This is a genomic window from Sessilibacter corallicola (genome assembly GCF_021290925.1).
Classification (GTDB): Bacteria; Pseudomonadota; Gammaproteobacteria; order Pseudomonadales; family Cellvibrionaceae; genus Sessilibacter; species Sessilibacter corallicola.
Map to the genome: position 1 here is coordinate 321,142 of NZ_JAJSLX010000001.1, position 19,541 is coordinate 340,682.

14 protein-coding genes are annotated in these 19,541 nt (G+C 42.0%); 6 read left to right on the plus strand and 8 right to left on the minus strand.

Going from position 1 to position 19,541, the window contains the following annotated elements:
* Positions 1 to 25: 25 nt before the first annotated feature.
* Entirely contained in the window at positions 26 to 1,513 is a 1,488-nt protein-coding gene (locus LU361_RS01275; protein ID WP_233086502.1) for an ATP-binding protein, read from the plus strand.
* Between the two features lie 69 nt (positions 1,514 to 1,582).
* Here the strand turns inward: LU361_RS01275 and LU361_RS01280 are convergent, their stop codons facing one another.
* Positions 1,583 to 3,997 (minus strand): putative bifunctional diguanylate cyclase/phosphodiesterase, encoded by a 2,415-nt coding sequence (locus LU361_RS01280; protein WP_233086503.1) that lies wholly within the window; start codon positions 3,995 to 3,997, stop codon positions 1,583 to 1,585.
* Between the two features lie 650 nt (positions 3,998 to 4,647).
* Complete coding sequence (gene ttcA, locus LU361_RS01285) at positions 4,648 to 5,577, minus strand: tRNA 2-thiocytidine(32) synthetase TtcA (RefSeq protein ID WP_233086504.1); 930 nt, start codon at positions 5,575 to 5,577, stop codon at positions 4,648 to 4,650.
* A gap of 192 nt (positions 5,578 to 5,769) precedes the next feature.
* Between ttcA and bioA the strand changes: the two genes are divergently transcribed.
* Positions 5,770 to 7,095, plus strand: a complete 1,326-nt coding sequence (bioA, locus tag LU361_RS01290) for an adenosylmethionine--8-amino-7-oxononanoate transaminase (RefSeq protein WP_233086505.1) — start codon at positions 5,770 to 5,772, stop codon at positions 7,093 to 7,095.
* 91 nt (positions 7,096 to 7,186) lie between these two features.
* Here bioA and LU361_RS01295 read toward each other — a convergent pair whose 3' ends face one another.
* The 5 genes from LU361_RS01295 to leuC all read right to left on the minus strand — a co-directional run bounded on the left by LU361_RS01295 (position 7,187) and on the right by leuC (position 13,722).
* Positions 7,187 to 8,959, minus strand: a complete 1,773-nt coding sequence (locus LU361_RS01295) for a fused response regulator/phosphatase (RefSeq protein ID WP_233086506.1) — start codon at positions 8,957 to 8,959, stop codon at positions 7,187 to 7,189.
* A gap of 18 nt (positions 8,960 to 8,977) precedes the next feature.
* Positions 8,978 to 9,286 carry an STAS domain-containing protein gene (locus tag LU361_RS01300; protein WP_233086507.1) on the minus strand — a complete coding sequence of 103 codons (309 nt, stop codon included), beginning with the start codon at positions 9,284 to 9,286 and terminating at the stop codon, positions 8,978 to 8,980.
* A gap of 1,230 nt (positions 9,287 to 10,516) precedes the next feature.
* Positions 10,517 to 11,602 (minus strand): 3-isopropylmalate dehydrogenase, encoded by a 1,086-nt coding sequence (leuB, locus tag LU361_RS01305; protein ID WP_233086508.1) that lies wholly within the window; start codon positions 11,600 to 11,602, stop codon positions 10,517 to 10,519.
* Positions 11,603 to 11,637: 35 nt separating this feature from the next.
* Positions 11,638 to 12,291, minus strand: coding sequence for a 3-isopropylmalate dehydratase small subunit (gene leuD, locus LU361_RS01310; RefSeq protein WP_233086509.1), 654 nt, complete (start codon positions 12,289 to 12,291; stop codon positions 11,638 to 11,640).
* Positions 12,292 to 12,303: 12 nt separating this feature from the next.
* Positions 12,304 to 13,722 carry a 3-isopropylmalate dehydratase large subunit gene (leuC, locus tag LU361_RS01315; protein WP_233086510.1) on the minus strand — a complete coding sequence of 473 codons (1,419 nt, stop codon included), beginning with the start codon at positions 13,720 to 13,722 and terminating at the stop codon, positions 12,304 to 12,306.
* 126 nt (positions 13,723 to 13,848) lie between these two features.
* Here leuC and LU361_RS01320 point away from each other — a divergent pair, with 126 nt between their 5' ends.
* Together LU361_RS01320 and LU361_RS01325 are read left to right on the plus strand one after the other, a co-directional pair.
* Complete coding sequence (locus tag LU361_RS01320; protein WP_233086511.1) at positions 13,849 to 14,724, plus strand: LysR family transcriptional regulator; 876 nt, start codon at positions 13,849 to 13,851, stop codon at positions 14,722 to 14,724.
* 327 nt (positions 14,725 to 15,051) lie between these two features.
* The gene (locus tag LU361_RS01325; RefSeq protein WP_233086512.1) at positions 15,052 to 15,795 is read left to right on the plus strand and encodes a TIGR04219 family outer membrane beta-barrel protein; all 744 of its coding nucleotides are present in this window, start codon (positions 15,052 to 15,054) and stop codon (positions 15,793 to 15,795) included.
* Between the two features lie 11 nt (positions 15,796 to 15,806).
* Here the strand turns inward: LU361_RS01325 and LU361_RS01330 are convergent, their stop codons facing one another.
* Positions 15,807 to 16,373, minus strand: a complete 567-nt coding sequence (locus tag LU361_RS01330) for a hypothetical protein (protein WP_233086513.1) — start codon at positions 16,371 to 16,373, stop codon at positions 15,807 to 15,809.
* Between the two features lie 624 nt (positions 16,374 to 16,997).
* Here LU361_RS01330 and LU361_RS01335 point away from each other — a divergent pair.
* The gene (locus LU361_RS01335; RefSeq protein WP_233086514.1) at positions 16,998 to 17,744 is read left to right on the plus strand and encodes a response regulator; all 747 of its coding nucleotides are present in this window, start codon (positions 16,998 to 17,000) and stop codon (positions 17,742 to 17,744) included.
* A 110-nt stretch (positions 17,745 to 17,854) separates the two neighbouring features.
* Complete coding sequence (locus tag LU361_RS01340; RefSeq protein ID WP_233086515.1) at positions 17,855 to 19,342, plus strand: ATP-binding protein; 1,488 nt, start codon at positions 17,855 to 17,857, stop codon at positions 19,340 to 19,342.
* The last annotated feature ends 199 nt before the right edge of the window (positions 19,343 to 19,541 follow it).

The window sequence follows — 19,541 nt, forward strand, 5'->3', positions numbered from 1 at the left end:
ACAGGCACGATTGGAGGCTAAATTGATGTTTTCGAAGCTACCGTTGTATGGAAAATTAACAGCAATGCTGATTATTTTCACGCTGTTTACCACAGCAGCGGTCATTACGCTCACCCTGTGGAGTAACAGTCAGTACCACGCCGAAGTCACTCAACTACTGAATCGACAGTTGGCAAATTACATCATCGATCACCAAGAACCTCTGTTTGACGAAGATGGCAATGTGCACACCTATTCTCTTGAAAGCACCGCCATGCACACCATGATGATCAACCCATTGGTTGAGGTGTATCTCTTAAATCCACAAGGAAAAATTCTCGGTCACGCGCTCCACTCCGATGACGTCATTCTCGAAAATGTCGATCTCCAACCGGTTTTTTCTTCACTGAGGGGAAATCAGGGTGGGCCTATTTACGGTGACGACCCAAGAACTCCTGGTGAAAGATCAATATTCTCCACAGCACCGGTAACTATTGACGGAGAGTTAAAAGGCTACCTGTACGTTGTTTTATCCAGCCAATCATTCGATTCGATTGCCGAACAGCTCACCACCAGTTACATACTTAAAGTGAGCCTGGGAGCGATGGCGGCGTTAATCCTAGTCATGTTTATCAGCTTGTACATTGGCTTTAAAAGAATCACGAAACCACTCAAAAAGCTTACCGATCAAACACGAACATTCTTTGTTCAAGAAAAGCAGGCACTTACCAAAACAGGAACCACAATTCTGCCAAGAGACGAACTCTCTGCCCTAGAAGCAAGCTTTGATGTCATGCAAGATCGAATCAAAGACCAATTCCGAGAAATGCAGCAGAGCGAACATTTACGCAGAGAATTAATTTCCAATATTTCCCACGACCTAAGAACGCCTCTGGCCTCGATTCAAGGGTATATCGAAACAGTTATCCTGAAACTCGATCGCCTGAACAACGAACAAAAGAAAGATTACTTAAAAATTGCATTGCGACACAGTGAACGCTTAGGAAAACTCATCGCTGCTTTGTTTGAGCTTTCTAAGCTCGAAAGTCGCAGCATGTCGATCGACAAAACGCCGTTTTCCATCGCTGAGCTAATCCACGATATTGTCCAAGAATTCGAACTGCACGCCAGCAAAAAAGGCATACGCTTTAATTTGAATCAGCAAGTTGCCAACATGATGGTAATGGGAGATTTGAGCTTAATAGAGCGAGTTTTTCAAAACTTGATTGATAATGCTCTGAGACACACCCCAAGCGGCGGCGAGATAAATATTAATTTGTCCGAAAAAGGCCATTCGATCATGGTTTCAATACAGGATTCGGGAATTGGTATCGCCAAAGATGAATTGCCGTATATTTTTGATCGTTACTATAAGAGTTCAAACTCGGCGTCGAAACCTCAAGCAGGAACCGGTTTGGGGCTTGCCATTGTGAAGCGAATACTAGAGCTTCATAACAGCACAATTAATGTTATCTCCGAACCCAACAAAGGCGCATGTTTCACTTTCCCTTTGCCGCTAGTTTCTAATTATTAATTCATCTATGAGCTGATTGCTTCAACTTGGTTAACCAGAGGTAATCAGCTCACAATCCAACACTTGCCCTTATCCCGCCCGACTGGCTTTCAAACTTTGTTTTAAACTGTTTTCATGCAGCAGTTTATAGAACTGATCTGCAGGAATTGGCCTGCTGAAAAAATACCCCTGGTATTCATCACAACCAAAGTCACGAATTAACTCCAACTGTTCCTGCTCTTCAACGCCTTCTGCAACCACCTTCAAACCCAGCAACCGACCCATGCTCGACATCGATTCCACCAGTACTTTGTCGCTTCGATCTTCGCCAAGGTCGCGAATAAAGCTTTGATCGATTTTAAGTGTTGAAACAGGCAAACGTTTTAAGTAACTAATTGAAGAATAACCCGTTCCGAAATCATCCAACGAGAAACTGATGCCTTCTAGCGCCAGCTCTTCCATAGTTGAAATAGTTTCCTCGATATTTCCGATCACAACGCTTTCGGTAATTTCTATATCTAAGGTTCCCCTGTGTACGGGAATGTCCATTAGCGTTTTTTTAACTTCGTCGACAAAATCTGAACGTCTAAACTGGCGTGGGCTGATATTAATGCTCAGGTGCATATCGTCGTTCCACACACCCAATGCCTGCCATTTTTGCAAGCTCCGACACGCCTCTTCCAATATCCATTGGCCAACTTCAATAATCATCCCGGAGCTTTCTAACACCGAAATAAATATACCGGGGCTGACATAGCCTCGTTCAGGATGCTTCCAACGCAACAATGCCTCAGCACCTGTGAGCATTCCGGTTTGAACATCAACTTTCGCTTGATAAAACAATTCGTACTGATCAGCAGATAAAGCTTTGTGCAGCTCAGCTTCCAACACCAACTGATTTTTCGCTTGCTCAGCCATTGCCTCGTTAAAAAAGGCAATGCCATTACGGCCGCCTTCTTTTACTTGATACATCGCCGTATCAGCAAATCTCAATAATTCGTGAACTGTGACATTTCCGTCGGGGAACATGACCGCCCCCACGCTACAGGTCACCCGTAAATCCATATTATCGTGAGCGATGGGCACACCGAGTTCAGTTCGAACTTTATTAATAATTTCACTCGCTTTTTTCACGGATTCACTGAATTTCGTGTCGAGCACTGTAAGTACCAATACAAATTCATCGCCACCTAAACGTGCGACTAAATCTTCCTCCCGCACAGAGTTTTCAAGCCGATGAGCCACCTCTTTCAACACGACATCGCCCACCGGATGACCGAGTGAGTCATTAATGTATTTGAACTGGTCTAAATCAATAAATAAAACAGCGCCAAAATATTTATGTCGCGCCGCTCGATGCAATTCATTTTCCAGACGTTCAACCAATTGCAATCGATTCGGCAAACCCGTAAGTGGATCGTGGTAAGCCATGTAGGCAATGTCGGCTTCATTTTTCTTGCGATCACTGATATCGGTCGAGACAACCAAAACCACAGATTCATCGTGAAATTTCAGCGGTGTATAGTGGCTTTGCCAAAACAACTCTCTTCCTTCTACACTCAACCAAGATTCTTCGGCAACAAATACATCGCGATCTTCTTTAAAAACTACACGGTCGTGACCGAGAACTTCCAGAATATTATCCTGTGCGTCTGAGGCGATATCGACCAATCGATTAAATCGAATTTGATCAGGACTCAAACCAAACACACTCGCCCACGCGTTGTTAGCAAACACCACACGGCCTTCTGAATTTCGCGCAGAAACATACACAGGCAGACGATCAATTAACTGACGCAAATGTTCTTCACTTTTTCTGAGCGCGCCTTCGATAGAACGCTGAGAATCAAGTGCCAGCTCGACCGACTCCAATAATTCATTACCGCTTTCTACTAGCTGGGACAACTCGTCTTTTCGATCCCCTAATCTGGTGAATCGTTGGGATTTCGGCTGATAAAAATTAATGGTCTGCATTTCATTAACTAGGCGTGAAAGCGGCCTGGCCATATAAAAATACAGAAACACAAATAACAGACTGACGAGTATGAGGATTTTTACGATTTCCGCTAACAGATAACCAAATGAATCACGGTACAGTTGATCGTAAACAGAATTGAGATTAACAACAAAATTGACGTGCCCGATTAATACTTTTTGCTCATCACCACTGAACAATTCAGCACTGTATTGTTGGAAGTGTTTATCAATTAATTCGGTTAACCACAGGAATTGCTCTTTTTGTCGGTTGTATCTGCGCTGATCAGCAAGAACATTACCGCTGGCATCAATAATATTGGCAGATTGGATAAATTCGTATTTCATGATTCCCGAAACTGCCTCAGACGCAAGCTCATTGTCTGATGTTTCGATTGCTCGTGTGGCCGTCGGGGCGATTAATTCGAGAACACGCTCATTAAAATCAGTGTGCTCTTGCTGCTGCCGCAAGAAGCCCCAGTAGACATGAGACCCACTGAGCACGAGACCTAAACTTAATCCAATCAACAATCCCGCTCCGGCGAGTCGAGATGATATTCCAGTAAAAATGGCCTTTTTACTCCTATAACCGACCTTTTTTCTTACAACAACACCAAAGCAATGGGTGTTTTTTGCAGTTGCTACAGACGTTCTCCCATGTAGAGTTGAATTACATTAACAATTTTAATAATAGAGTATAGAACACAACCTCTACGCGAAAATAATAAGACTCAACATTCTAGAAACTTTTGCGCCAACAAATTAAATAAAACGCCAAGAAAAAGTTATATACGCTACAAATGCTAATATTAGCGTCAAATATTATTTAATGCGGTAATCGAAAACTCATACTATCTATTATTAAATTTTATAGATAAGACAACCCAACTTTCCTGGGGCGGAACAACTCACTTAGTTCTTTTAATAATAAAAAACAACAAAAATTATGTGTTATCGAATATAAATATTTTAATGAGCAATCGCTCTTTAACCGCCGATTACCATCGTTAAAATTAGACCGCTAAATAAAAAATTATAAGACATGAAAGCGTCAGATCGCAGAAATTATCATTGTAAAAGACAATATTTACGTTTTAACGGCAAGGGAAATAAATGAAAGGCACATCAATTCGTCCTTGAATCGATTTATAGAAAATAACAAAAAGGAAAATATTTACATCTTAAGAGGAAAGGTTGACGGCATCGATAACTTTTACACTCGGATCATTAGGGTGTTGAGGTTGATCAGCACCAAACAACTCAGCTTCGGCTTCACTGTCAGACGCAGGTGCTGCTGCATTACCTTCTGACCGATCCAAGGTGAGATTAACAAAATCAAACAGATTCAAATCCGCTAATTGCGATAAAGACACCTTCTGCAACGCACCGAAAATCGTTTCCGTTCGACCGGGGTATTGCTTATCCCATTGCTGTAACATTGATTTCACGGCTTGGCGTTGTAAGTTTTCCTGCGATCCACATAAATTACAGGGAATAATCGGAAACTGTTGATGCTCTGCCCACGCACTAATATCTTTTTCTCGGCAGTAACTTAGCGGTCGAATAATAATATTGCGTTTATCATCTGATAAAAGCTTCGGTGGCATTGCCTTTAAACGGCCGCTGTAAAACATATTTAAAAACAACGTTTCCACAATGTCGTCTTTATGGTGACCCAAGGCAATCTTGGTTGCGCCTATTTCTTCTGCAAAACCGTATAAAGTTCCGCGCCGCAATCGAGAACACAAGCCGCAGGTTGTTTTCCCTTCCGGTATCACTTCTTTAACAACGCTGTAGGTATCTCTTTCAATAATCTTGTAAGGAACGCCTATCTTGTCCAAATAAGCAGGCAGAACGTCTTCCGGAAATCCGGGCTGCTTTTGATCGAGATTGACGGCAATCAATTCAAAATCAATCGGCGCGCTTCTTTGCAATCCCATCAAAATATCAAGCATGGTATAGGAGTCTTTGCCACCGGATAGGCACACCATGACTTTGTCGCCCGCTTCAATCATATTGAAATCCGTAATCGCTTGGCCGACGAGGCGACGTAGGCGCTTTTGTAGCTTATTGAATTCAAGTCGATCTTTTCGGATATTTGGAGCAGTCATGTACGACCATTACCTATGCTTAGCTAATTTGAACACAGCGCCCAATCACCTCCAATTACACGAGGAAATTTTGATCACTGCCACGGGGCGGCTATTGTAGCGATTCATCAAAAGCTCGCAACTAATGATTGATTCACAAGCCAACAGAACTACAATGGCGGCAATTTCTTTTATTCAAACCTGAACCTTCTCATGTCCGATTCAAGCGCCTCAAACGACTACCAAGCCATCATCGACAAAGACCAATCACTGTTATGGCATCCCTACTCTTCCGCCTTGGAGCCGAGCCCGGTTTACCCCGTCGGTTATGCCAAAGGAGCGAAAATCACGCTAAAAGATGGTCGAGAGCTGATCGATGGCATGTCTTCCTGGTGGTCAGTGATTCACGGATACAATCATCCAGAATTGAACGAAGCAGCAAAGTCACAAATCGACGATTTTGCCCACGTTATGTTTGGCGGGTTCACTCACGAACCTGCGGTTAAGCTGGCAGAGAAGCTGATCAATTTCTCGCCAGAGGGCCTCACGAAAGTCTTTTTATGTGACAGCGGTTCAGTATCGGTAGAAGTAGCCATGAAAATGTCGCTGCAATACTGGCGATCACAAGGTAAACCCCAAAAACACCGCTTGCTCAGCCTTCGCAAGGGCTATCACGGCGACACGTTTGCCGCGATGTCGGTTTGTGACCCGGAAACCGGCATGCATCACATTTTTGCCAACGTCTTGAACAAACAAATATTCTCCGACTCACCTACCGTCGGTTTTGACGAAGCATTCACAGAAGATCACATCCGCGACTTTAAACAACAAATAGAAACCCATGCCCACGAACTCAGCGCGGTAATATTGGAGCCAATCGTTCAAGGCACTGGCGGAATGAACTTTTACTCGCCACAATTTTTACAAGCGGTCAGAACTCTGTGCGATCAACACGATGTATTACTTATCGCCGACGAAATCGCCACCGGTTTTGCACGAACCGGGAAAATGTTTGCCTGTGAACACGCCGATGTCACTCCCGATATTTTATGTCTGGGCAAATCACTAACCGGCGGCTACATGACGCTTGCAGCAACCTTGTGTACCGACAAAGTCGCATTCGGAATATGCTCCGGCGAGGTTCCCGTATTTATGCACGGCCCAACGTTTATGGCAAACCCATTGGCTTGTGCGGTAGCGCTTAAAAACTGTGAAATCCTCGAACGCGGTGAATGGAAGCAACAAATCCAGCACATAAATTCGATTATGAAACAGGAATTAACGCCATTTGAGACGATTGACGGCGTACGAGATGTAAGAACCTTAGGTGCCATTGGTGTTGTAGAACTGGAAGCGCCTGTAACCTTGCACGAGGTTCAAGATTGGTTTGTCAGTGAAGGAATTTGGGTAAGACCGTTTGGGCGTTTGGTTTACATAATGCCGCCTTTTGTAATCTCGCCAGAAGATTTAAGCGTTCTCTGTCAAAAGCTTGGAAAAGTGGTAGAGAAAATTTGCGCGCATCAGGCCACCGCACCTTAACCACTTAAAACACCAACTGGATGCCTACAACTTATTTGCCTCTGTTATTGAATTAATATTTACACTCAGAGGCAATTCAATTGCCGGTAATTTACTGATAATTTTCTGTCAGTAATTCGACCTCGGCTCGAATGCGACAGCCATTGTCGACCGTCAACGATCTGCACAGACTGCTTAAAAACTTAATTTCCTCTAACTCGTCAGAAAACGAGACGGAATCTTGACCCTGCCTATCGGCATCTGCGTTATCGTCACAAGGACAGTTTTGAATTGAAAGATCGAACGAAAATACCGGTACGGGATCAAGACTGACGGATAAATTTAATTCAAATTCATTACTCAGCTCAATAATAGACAGACGTTTTGCATTTTTGATCGATTGGGAATCACTGCCCGAATACACAACGCCCGCTCCAGCAACAGCCAGCACACGCGCCTCTTCACTGCGAAAGTCAACGTCTGTGACATTACTTGTCGAAGCCGGTTTAAGCACCAATAAACGAGTATCGATTAACTCACTGGCAATACGAAACGCGTTGCCTTGTTTTTCTTTCTCTAATCCGCCAGCCAACATATGCCCTAGAACATGATTGATTAACCCTTGACGAGAAAAGTCTGACGGATTCAGTTTAACGGTTAAATTCCAAGGCAGAATGCCAGTTTTGTGATCGCCAAACATCATGGGTTTGGAGCGGGGATTCGGTTTATTGGCATGATTTAACCGAAGCACATCACTGACTCCCGCGGTAAGTTCAATAATAGAAATATCGTCCTCTTGAGCATCAGCCGGGCAAAACTCCTGATAAGCACTCAAAATAGCATCCAAAGGTGAATCTGCACCTTCCACGGCATGACACAAATTATCTTCACCAAAGAATTCATCGTTGTGGCCACGAGCTTCAACAACACCGTCGGTAAAACCAATAACGCGCGTGCCTTTTGCTAAAGGCACCACTTCGGCTGATTTATCAAATTCGCCCGAAGATAAAACACCCAACGGCATATGCTGGGATTCAATTCTGCCTTCAACCGTATTGTCGCTACTGACTAATAAAACGTCGTGCATACCGCCACTCCAGATACGCATGTAATCTTGAGCCGCATTTAGCTCCAAGATCACGGCGCAACAAAACATGTTGTCCGGCAGTATGTTTAATAATTTTCGATTGGCTTCTTCGGCGATTTCGCCCACCGAAGCACACTTAGAAGACATGGCATAAAAAATATCAGTTACTGGCATACAACCGATTGCAGCGGACAAACCATGCCCCGTAAAATCGCCCAAAAATAAGTACGTTGATCCAACAGCATTGGTGGATGCAAGATACAAATCACCACTGAAAGTAGACATGGGCGAAAGATAGGTTTTTACAAAATCCAGCGAGGCCATCGCCGGATTAATCACGTTGGCAAAAACATGCTCAACAACGGAGTGCTCACGCTCGATGAGTTTTTGGTGGTAGGTTAATTCCCGATTTTTTTCGCTCATGCTGGTCGCAAGGGAATAAAATCGTCGATGAGAATTTAATCGACAAATGAGCGTTGTCTTATTTAAAGGTTTTGTCAAAAAGTCATCGCCGCCGGCGCCAAAACATTTCGCTAATGTTTCTTCATCGTCGACGGAAGTCACAAAAATTACCGGTAAATACCGGTTATCTTTTTTTATTCGCCGAGTTGTCTCTAACCCGTCCATACCCGGCATATGCACATCCATTAGTACGGCACATAAGTCGGTATGATACTCGACTAAGTTCAATGCCTCCTCACCACTTTCAGCCTCAATGCAAGTAAAGTCGGAGTCTTTCAATAGCGCTTTCAGAAACCGACGAATTGCACCTGAATCATCAACGATGAGTACCTTCAAAACCTACTCCTAGACAACTTAGGATATGTCGAATTGCTTATCAAAATGAGAAACCTTGAATATTCGTCGAATTTGATCAGAACAATTTATCAATCTAATTTCTACACCTTGACTGGAATAGAAGCGTTTCATATTGATCATCATTCCGAGAGCAGAGCTGTCGATATAACGGGTGTGCGAAAAATTGACAGTTATATTATGAATGTCTTTTTCGCGCACAGACTCATACACAGAGCGAAATTCTCCACAATTGTCAAATTCAAAGCGCTCATCCATTAACATGAGCAATTCACTGTTCGACTGATCAAATTGATATTCTATTGACATAAATATAAACCCTATTTTTATTCTTTGACACTTTCCAGAAATTTAGAACGAAGATTAATCATTCGTCCCGAGCAAATGCCTGAAAAACTAATATAAAAGTTTATTCAAGGCAAAATCGTGCAAAACGGTTTGAAGAAAAACATCAATCAATAAAATGCAAATACGAACAATTCTATACTGATAGTTTCAAACAATTTGCACCGATAAAAATCCAACTGACAAGCCGAAGAATAATTAGGGATCACAACAATATTTAAATTTCAAAAACGCTACACTGTAACAAACTAGAAAACACTAATTTATCTCTAGTTTATAGACTGCCTGCGCAGTGCTTTATCCACTAAATTCTAGCAGGTGTGAGGAGATTCCATAAAACATCGACTTATATTTATTCGATTTTTAATTTCAATTGTGCCAGCTTTGCCAAATACTAATGTAATTAGCTGAAGAGTTATGGACAACAAAAAGTAACAAAATCCTTAGTTTGAATTTTTATAAGGATCTACTCAGATCTATCTTTTGGATTTAATACAATCTGGTTAATTAGCGGGCGCACATTAAAACAACTGAGCCTCTGACTTCAACAAACTTTACACTTACATTTAATACAGCTTTGTTTATAGGCAGTTTTCTACTAGACGATAGTATGGGATTTTAAAAATTTAATTTCCTTTACAAGATTTTTAAATTCTTATAGAGATTATTATCGATTTAACCATTTAAGATTTACAAAAAATAAACCACAACAAACACTCACTGAGTGTTCTCATTAAATTCATCGAAAGGTTTTAGACGATAAACGCTAATAAAACCTCCAACTTTATTTTCATCGATAATTAAAAAAATTGGCATCAAATATCACAAAATGTGATATTCCAAATCAGACAGGGTAATCGCCAAACGAATATATAGAAACCACTCGCAAATGAAGAGCTAATAGCAGCTTTAATAGATACAAAAAGAAATACAACGCGAATAAAAAGTTATAAAAAAATAATCATGCAGCAAGCGGGTTTATATGAAATTTATTCAGTTTCATATCTAAAATTCAAGACAACTTGTAATTCAAAGAAGAAATAAAAGTCAGAAAATGAATCAAATGGAAGAAGTAGAGAAAGCAGAGTGTGGAAAGTAGATCAACAAATTGAGAAATTTTTGACACGTTTAAATTAAACGTTTGTAGAAAGAAGCCAATCCCTTGGCTTCTTTTCATTAAAAACCCTGTAATTTTTACAGTGTATTTAATGCCTCAACGACGGCTTCGCCCATTTCGGAACAAGACACAATCGTACAACCTTCAGACTGAATGTCTCTGGTACGCAAGCCTTTATCCAGCACAATATTTACGGCTTGAGTAATTTTCTGTGCAGATTCTGGTGCGTTCAACGAATACTGTAGCATCATGGCCGCAGACATAATTGTCGCCAGTGGGTTTGCCACATTTTGGCCAGCGATGTCTGGCGCAGAACCGTGGCAAGGCTCATAAAAACCTGCACTTTTTTCGTTCAACGACGCCGATGGCAACATGCCGATAGAACCTGTCACCATGGAAGCTTCGTCAGAAAGAATATCTCCGAATAAATTTCCGGTAACAATGACATCGAATTGTTTAGGGTTAATCACCAATTGCATGGCCGCGTTATCAACGTACATGTGGCTTAATTCGACATCAGGATAATCCTTAGCAACTTCTTCCATGATTTCACGCCATAAAACGGTGACATCAAGTACATTGGCTTTGTCGATAGAACAAACGCGTTTATCACGCTTTTGCGCAGCCTGGAAAGCAACATGGCCAATACGACGAATTTCGGATTCGCTGTAGACATCGGTATTAAAACCTTCTCGCTCGCCTTGATCGTTCGTGCGAATTCCACGCGGTTGACCAAAATAAATTCCGCCGGTCAACTCACGAATAATCAGGATATCAAGCCCAGAAACTAATTCAGGCTTTAATGGCGCAGCGTCAACCAACTGTGGAAACGCAGTTGCAGGTCGAAAGTTGGCAAATAACCCTAAGTCAGAACGGATATCCAAAAGGCCTTGCTCTGGGCGCAAATGGCGCTCAGTTTTACCGTCCCACTGTGGCCCACCTAACGCGCCAAATAAAATACCGTCAGATTGATGTGCTTTTACTTTGGTTTCTTCTGGGTATGGATGACCGTGCTGATCGTAAGCGCGTCCGCCGAGCATGCCGTAATCAAATTCCAAACCTAAATTATCTTTTTCGTTGACGGCTTTTAATACTTTTTCGGCTTGAGCAACGATCTCAATTCCGATGCCGTCACCCTCAATAAGCAATACTTTTTTGGTCATTTTTCTTCTCTCAAAAAATAGATTGTCTCAATTCATTACACGGATTTGATCATGTCAAATACCCACGGCGTACTGACTTTCGCCTTTTCTTCGTAGGTTTTAATCGCTTCGGCTTGTTGCAGAGTTAAGCCGATATCGTCCAAACCATTTAATAAGCAGTGCTTTCTGAATTCGTCGATTTCAAAGCTAAACGCTTCGCCCGATGGAGTTGTAACGGTCTGTTCGGATAAATCTACCGTTATTGAATAACCTTCGGATTCGTACATTTCTTTAAACAACTGATCGACGATTTCATCCGATAAAATCAGCGGAAGCAAACCATTTTTAAACGAGTTGTTATAAAAAATATCCGCAAAACTCGGCGCAATCACGCATCGAAAACCGTAGTCATCCAAGGCCCAAGGTGCGTGCTCACGACTGGAACCACAGCCAAAGTTTTCCCGCGCCAATAAAATCTGTGCGCCTTGATAACGCTCAAAATTTAACGGAAATTCGGTATTAATCGGTCGACCGCTACAGTCTTGATCAGGCAATCCTTCGTCGAGGTAACGCAACTCATCAAACAGATTTTTACCGAATCCGGAACGCTTGATGGACTTTAAAAAGTTTTTCGGGATGATCATGTCAGTATCAACATTGGCACGATCCATTGGCGCTGCAAGGCCATTGACTGTTGTAAAGCTTTTCATTGAATGTGCTCCTTAAAGTTCGCGAACGTCGGTAAAATGACCAGCAATCGCCGCAGCCGCAGCCATAGCTGGGCTTACCAAGTGCGTTCTGCCACCGTAACCCTGACGGCCTTCAAAATTTCGGTTTGAAGTTGATGCGCAGTGTTCACCATTACCGAGTTTGTCGGCATTCATTGCCAAACACATGGAACAGCCCGGCTCACGCCATTCGAATCCAGCTTCGGTCAAAATAGTGTGTAAACCTTCTTTTTCAGCCTGCGCTTTTACCTGACCCGAACCCGGAACAACCATCGCCTGCTTTACGCTAGCCGATACTTTACGGCCTTTAGCAACATTTGCTGCTTCGCGAATGTCTTCGATACGCGAATTTGTGCACGAACCGATAAATACTCGATCAACATGAATATCGGTAATATTTTGTCCGCCTTTAAGGCCCATGTAATCGAGAGCGCGTTCAATACCAGTGCGCTTTACAGGATCGCTTTCATCTTCTGGAGAAGGCACCGCGCTGTTAACTGGCAACACCATTTCTGGAGAGGTGCCCCAGCTCACCTGCGGCTGAATTGCGCCTCCATCGATAACAACAACCTTATCGAATTCCGCGTCATCATCACTGACTAAGGTTCGCCAATAGGTTTCGGCTTGATCCCAATGTTCCTGCTTTGGCGCGAAATCGCGACCGCGCACGTAATCGATGGTTTTATCGTCAACAGCCACCATTCCAGCACGAGCACCCGCTTCGATCGCCATGTTACACACGGTCATTCGACCTTCCATAGACATGTCGCGGAAAACCTGACCGCCAAATTCCATCGCGAAACCGGTTCCACCTGCGGTGCCGATTTCACCGATAATGGCAAGCACAACGTCTTTTGCCGTCACGCCTTGACCCAACTCACCGTCAACGCGTATCAACAAGTTTTTCATTTTCTTGGCAACCAAACACTGTGTTGCCATAACGTGCTCGACTTCACTGGTGCCAATACCGTGAGCTAGTGCCCCTAAAGCGCCGTTGGTGGCGGTATGTGAGTCACCACACACAATGGTCATTCCCGGTAAACAAGCACCGCTTTCAGGCCCAATAACGTGAACAATACCCTGCCGGGAATCATTAATTTTGTACTCAACGACACCAAATTCGTCGCAGTTGTCGTCCAGAGTTTGAACTTGAATACGAGAAACAGAATCTTCAATGCCGCTCACGCCCTGAGCTCGCTCAGACTGAGTGGTAGGCACGTTATGATCTGGGGTCGCGAGAATACTGTCGGCGCGCCACAACTCTCGTCCCGCAAGACGCAGACCTTCGAAGGCCTGGGGTGAAGTCACTTCATGTACGATGTGACGATCGATATAAATGAGGGCTGAGCCGTCATCTCGGTTTTGAACCAAGTGCGCATCCCACAATTTGTCATAGAGGGTTTTTCCGGCCATGAGGATCTCCAAATCAGGCTATATATTTTGTTATGAAAGTATTGTAAAAAGACTGTACACATAAAACAAATTCATATATTTCATATTTTGCATTCCAAATAGGAATGCACGTAACCCACTTATATTATGGATACACAACTTCTCAAAGCGTTTGTCACAGTAGCAAGTACGGGCTCGTTTTCAGACGCAGCGCAAACGCTCCATATTACCCAACCCGCGGTCAGCAAGCGGATTACAGCGTTAGAACAGCAAATCAACTGCCTGTTATTTGATCGAGCCAATCGCACTATCAGCTTAACCGAAGCCGGTAGGGCCTTATTACCCCGAGCCCATTCAATTCTCAAACAACTCGACGAAGCCCAGCGAGTTCTGTCAGACCTAAAAGGCACCGTCGCAGGAGAATTGAAGTTAACAACCAGCCATCACATAGGGCTGCACCATCTTCCCAAGTATTTAAAACGATTCACCGATAAATACCCCGAGGTCAGATTAAGCCTCAACTTTCAAGATTCAGAAATTGCTTTAAATCAGGTATTACAGGGAGAAACCGAACTTGCCGTTATCACTCTGGCACAAAACACTCACCCCAAATTGACCGAAACCTTGGTGTGGGAAGATCCGTTGCAATTTGTGGTGGCGCCTAATCACCCACTAGCGCAAGAAGACTCACTGTCTTTGATTAATCTAAGCCAATACCCAGCGATACTGCCTGAATTAAATACCTACACAACCTCACTGGTCAGTGAATTATTCAATCAGCACCAACTGCCCTTAGAATTGAGAATGGCCACCAATTATCTAGAAACAATAAAAATGATGGTAACCATCGGTTTGGGTTGGAGTTTGTTACCCGAAACACTGCTAACTGATTCAGAACTAAAAACGTTGTCTGTTAATTCAGTGCATGTTCACAGACGCTTAGGTCTTATTCACCACAAAGACAGAAGCTTGAGCAATGCAAGCCAGGCATTTCTGAAACTGTTTTCAGATAAAAATGTGTAGGAATCTATTTTTTGCAACCGAACAAACGAATATTGTTAGTTGCTACCCCAATACTAAAAACTACACTATTCTGAGTATTAATATTTGCTTGTGTTGAAAAGATCAACGACAGTCTGCCACTGATTAATATTCAAATAATAAATAATTAGGCGTTTAAAGAATTAAATCCAAAGATCCGATACCACATTCACTTCAACAAACGTGAATAATTCTAAAAAGTGACAACTGCATCAATTTATAGTTACAAATGCAACTAACATAGATCACAATTTAATTTCGATAAAAGTTTAAATTATTTTAACAACATACTGACAATAGGAATCACGAATGAAAAAGCAATTGCTCATATCCGCATTAGGGCTTGCTGCACTCTCACCAGTACTTCACGCTGATACGCTAGGCATTTACGCGGGCGTCGGCTCGTGGAATCCAGAGTACAGCGGTGATATTGGCCGCAGTGGTTTGGATATCGAAGACCTCGGTTTCGATGATGACGATTACTCATTTGCCTATATCGCACTTGAGCATCCGATTCCAATTTTACCCAACATAAAATTGCAACGTACCGAGATGGACACCGACGAAGTTGCCACACTGACTGAAACGTTCGAATTTGACGACATCACGTTCGACGTAAACGAAACCGTAGCAACTGAGTTAGACCTAACCCACACCGATGCAATTTTTTACTACGAAGTGTTAGACAACGTTGTGTCACTGGATTTGGGCCTGAACATTCGCACATTCGATGGCGAAGCGACCGTTGCCGGCGAAACAACGGGTGTAGAAAGCATTGATATTGATGCCAGTGTGCCAATGGGTTACGCAAAAATACAATTCGATCTCCCGTTTACTGGTTTTTACGTGGGTGCCGATGCGAATTACGTGACTTTTGAGGGAAGCACTTTAAGTGATTTTACTGTGAAAGGCGGCTATGCCTATGAAAGTGTTATCGACTTAGGTGTTGAAGTGGGTTACCGATCTATCAATTTAGAACTCGACGATTTGGATGACTTTGACACAGACATCACTATCGATGGTATATACGCAGCGCTTACGTTCCATTTTTAATAGCGTTTAATTTATAAAGCTCTGGTCTGTACTGCCGGAGCTTTATAAGCGGTTAATTCATCCCTTGCACAGCCTCTGACTTTGAGAATCACGTAAGCATCAAAGTTGGGTGAATTATTGTTTGAAAACACCAAAAAATCTTTTAGTTGTAATTCATCAATATCGTAACAAAACTCATCCAATGTTTGAGAAAGCTTTCTAACCAATGAAGTAGACAACACAGCCTTTTTAAAGCCAGGCTCTAACCCTTGCAGCGCTTTTTTATAAGCTCCGCCGCGAGCGGCTAATACATCTGACAATTCGTCTTTGTGATTAGCGAATAAGTAGCCAAATACCTGAGATTGAAATCGGTGATCACCAGAATGAGCCACACGTCCTAAATCGATTGAATTTAATCCTTTTGATTCAACCGAACTGATAACTTCTTTAAAATTATCCGAACCCGATTTAGACAACTCAACAGTCACAGGGTCATCGCCATTCGCGCTCGATTTAACTTGCCAAAATGGTTGAGCTGAAACCATAAAAGAACAAAGAAGGCACGTTACCGCAATATTACCCGTGATAAATTTTAACATTGATAAATCTCAAACGTTTACGTATCAATTAAAACTCAGAAACCCAGTAGCACGTAATCTGCCTCAAAAACATATATGTCTAACCGGGAAACAAAATACTCAGACAAAGCATTTTATACCATAAATTTATTAGGATCACAGGGTTACTTTCACAGTTTTACACCCAGTAATTTCAACACTAACTGCCATCTAAACAACGTTATTTACGGTTATTTTATTTCGATCCATTAAAACCATTTCTAACGGTTTATCTCAATACATTGAGGTGAAAAATTATTAAAAAATAAGCCTTCGAAATTGAACTTAATAGAGTTAATAGTATTTTTTAAATTACTAAATACATCATAAACACACCCTATTTTATACACTCTTAAAATTCAGCCATGCAATCAACCGAAAGAAATAACGAATTCTGTTTTTGATTTTTCCGCTAATGCTCATTCAACATTAAAAACTGCCGATATACGCCTTAATCATTCCACCAACCACCTCATCAGCTGCTCCGTTAATACGTATAATCGAGGCTATCAGTCACACTTCGTCACAATACTCCACTCACCCTTTACCCCTAAATTGGCTACAATTGTCCGGTATAATTGATCTTCCCTGGATATAATTTAACCAATGAATCCACTTACTAACAACTCTGCAGATTCTGACATTGTCTTAGTCGAAGACGACTTAGAACTCTCACAACTGACTCAAGAATATCTCAGTAAAAATGGTTTCAACGTGATTGTTATTCACGATGGATTAGAGGCCAGTCGAAGAATCCCAGAAATTAACCCGGCACTGGTCATTCTAGACATTATGCTTCCTAATCTTACCGGGATGGAGGTGTGTAAATTGGTCCGAGAGCAATATCGTGGTTTTATCCTGATGCTCACAGCTTTAGACGAAGATATGGACCAAATGCTAGGGCTGGAACTCGGAGCGGATGACTACATCATTAAACCAGTACAACCCAGGTTACTGCTGTCGCGAATTAAAGCGGTACTGCGAAGGTCGAGAAATTCGTCATCCAACGAGGTCAACAACCCTATTCTCCCCAAAGACAGAAACCAAATCATCATTGGTCATCTGAGCGTACAAACCAATTCTCGAAAAGTCTGCTGGAAACAACAAGAAATTACACTAACAACAGGCGAGTACGATTTGTTGACACTGCTGGCCCATCGCCCCGACGAAATCATTCACAGAGACTTGCTCGCACGCGACCTTAGAGGTGTCGAGTACGACGGATTGGATCGAACCATCGATCGAAAAGTATCGCGCTTGCGTAAAAAACTAGAAAACTTTACCGGTAAAAATCCCATTAAAACCGTCAGAGCCAAAGGTTATCTATTGTCATCTTGTGAACTGAAAGACTAAACACTATGTTCAAATCGCTGATTAAATTACTGCTTCTAGTTGTAGTTCCTATTACGTGGTTATTTTTTTTCGAATCGCTTAACCCAATTGTATATGCCGCTAAAAGAGCGTTGACGAATTACCATGTAAGCGTACACAGAGGTACTTTTGAGCTTATCGAAGAAGAATTAAAAGGTAAACCAGAAAAACAATGGCAAGAAACCATTGAAACATTAGCACCAGAGTTTGGTTATGAAGTTTCGCTGGTTGATCATAACGCTCTAGAAGATCAGTGGCAGTTAAACCGAACGCTAAATGCAGACGAAACCATTTTCCGAGACGATGACGATATTGAAACACTGATAAAGCGGGTTGAAAATACAGACCATTACATTGTCTTATTAATTGATGACTCAAATGAAGCGCAAAATGCCAGGCAATCAAAGGGAACCGTTGTCCTACTTAATCGATATTTACAACGTCACTCTCAACAAGAACTCAACGTAACCCTGGCCGAATTGAGTCAGTTTTTCGAATTTCCGGCTCAGTTTACTGAGAAAGAAAATGTCACATTAACACCCTTAAACGAAAAACAATTGGCCGAACACGGTTATTTTTGGTCCGGTGAAAACCAAGTTATTTTTTTCATTCCCCACCACCCCACCGGGGGCTACATTACCATTGGTCCAACACCCAACAATGGTAACGTCCTTATTATTTACTTCAGCACACTTGTTGTTTGTGTATTAATAACTCTCGCATTAGCCTTATCGCTATGGCTCTACCCTCTGTGGCGAGATCTAAAACATTTGGATAAAACCTCAAAAAATTTCGGCCAAGGCCAACTCGATGCTCGATCAACCATAAAAAATTCATCCATAGCATCTCGATTGAGCCACTCTTTTAATCTTATGGCAGACGATATTCAAAATCTAATTCAATCGAACAGAGAATTAACAAACTCCGTCGCTCATGATCTAAGAACACCGTTGGCCAGACTTAGATTTGCTGTAGAAATGTTAAATGATGAAAATAACCAAGAAAACAAGCAAAGATACCAACACATTGTTAACAAAAGCATCGACAATTTAGATTACCTGATCAATCAACTTTTAACTCACTCTCGTTACAGTCGTTCCAGCGATGCAAAGAATTTTAAACTGACCCATTTGTGCCAAATCATCGATGAAGAAGTAGAACTGTTTCAAGACTCGAATACGAAACACAAATTGTCCACCACTGTTGATCCGTACTTTAAAACAAATAAAGTCTGGATAGATTCAAGGGCATTAACTCGGGCACTTCAAAACCTGTTATCAAACGCCAACAAATACGCAGAATCTTCGATCTCTATAACTGCGTGTTTATCTAACGATATGATTGAATTATCCATAGAAGACGACGGCCCCGGCATACCAGAAGAAAGCTGGGAGAGTTTATTAAAACCATTTACTCAAATAAATAATAACGAACGAGATGTTCGTCAAGGTCACGGGTTAGGTTTGGCAATTGTCAACCAAATATCCATTTGGCACATGGGAGAGACAAGAATAAACCGCTCAAGTTTAGGTGGAGCGTCAATAACGATTCGTTGGCCCCTAAAAAATCATTCATCCTAAAGATTTATTCATGTTACATTAAGATATTACTGCTCTACGAAAGAAAACAGCAAGAAAGAATACAGTAAGAAAACAGTATTTTTTATTGTCTCAATTTGTCTCAAAGGCACTCAGTTTGTCTTTAAAAGACCCACTCTGGATACAGACTCAGTCAACTTAAAAAAATATGATTACCTCATTAACCAATTACAGAGGTACA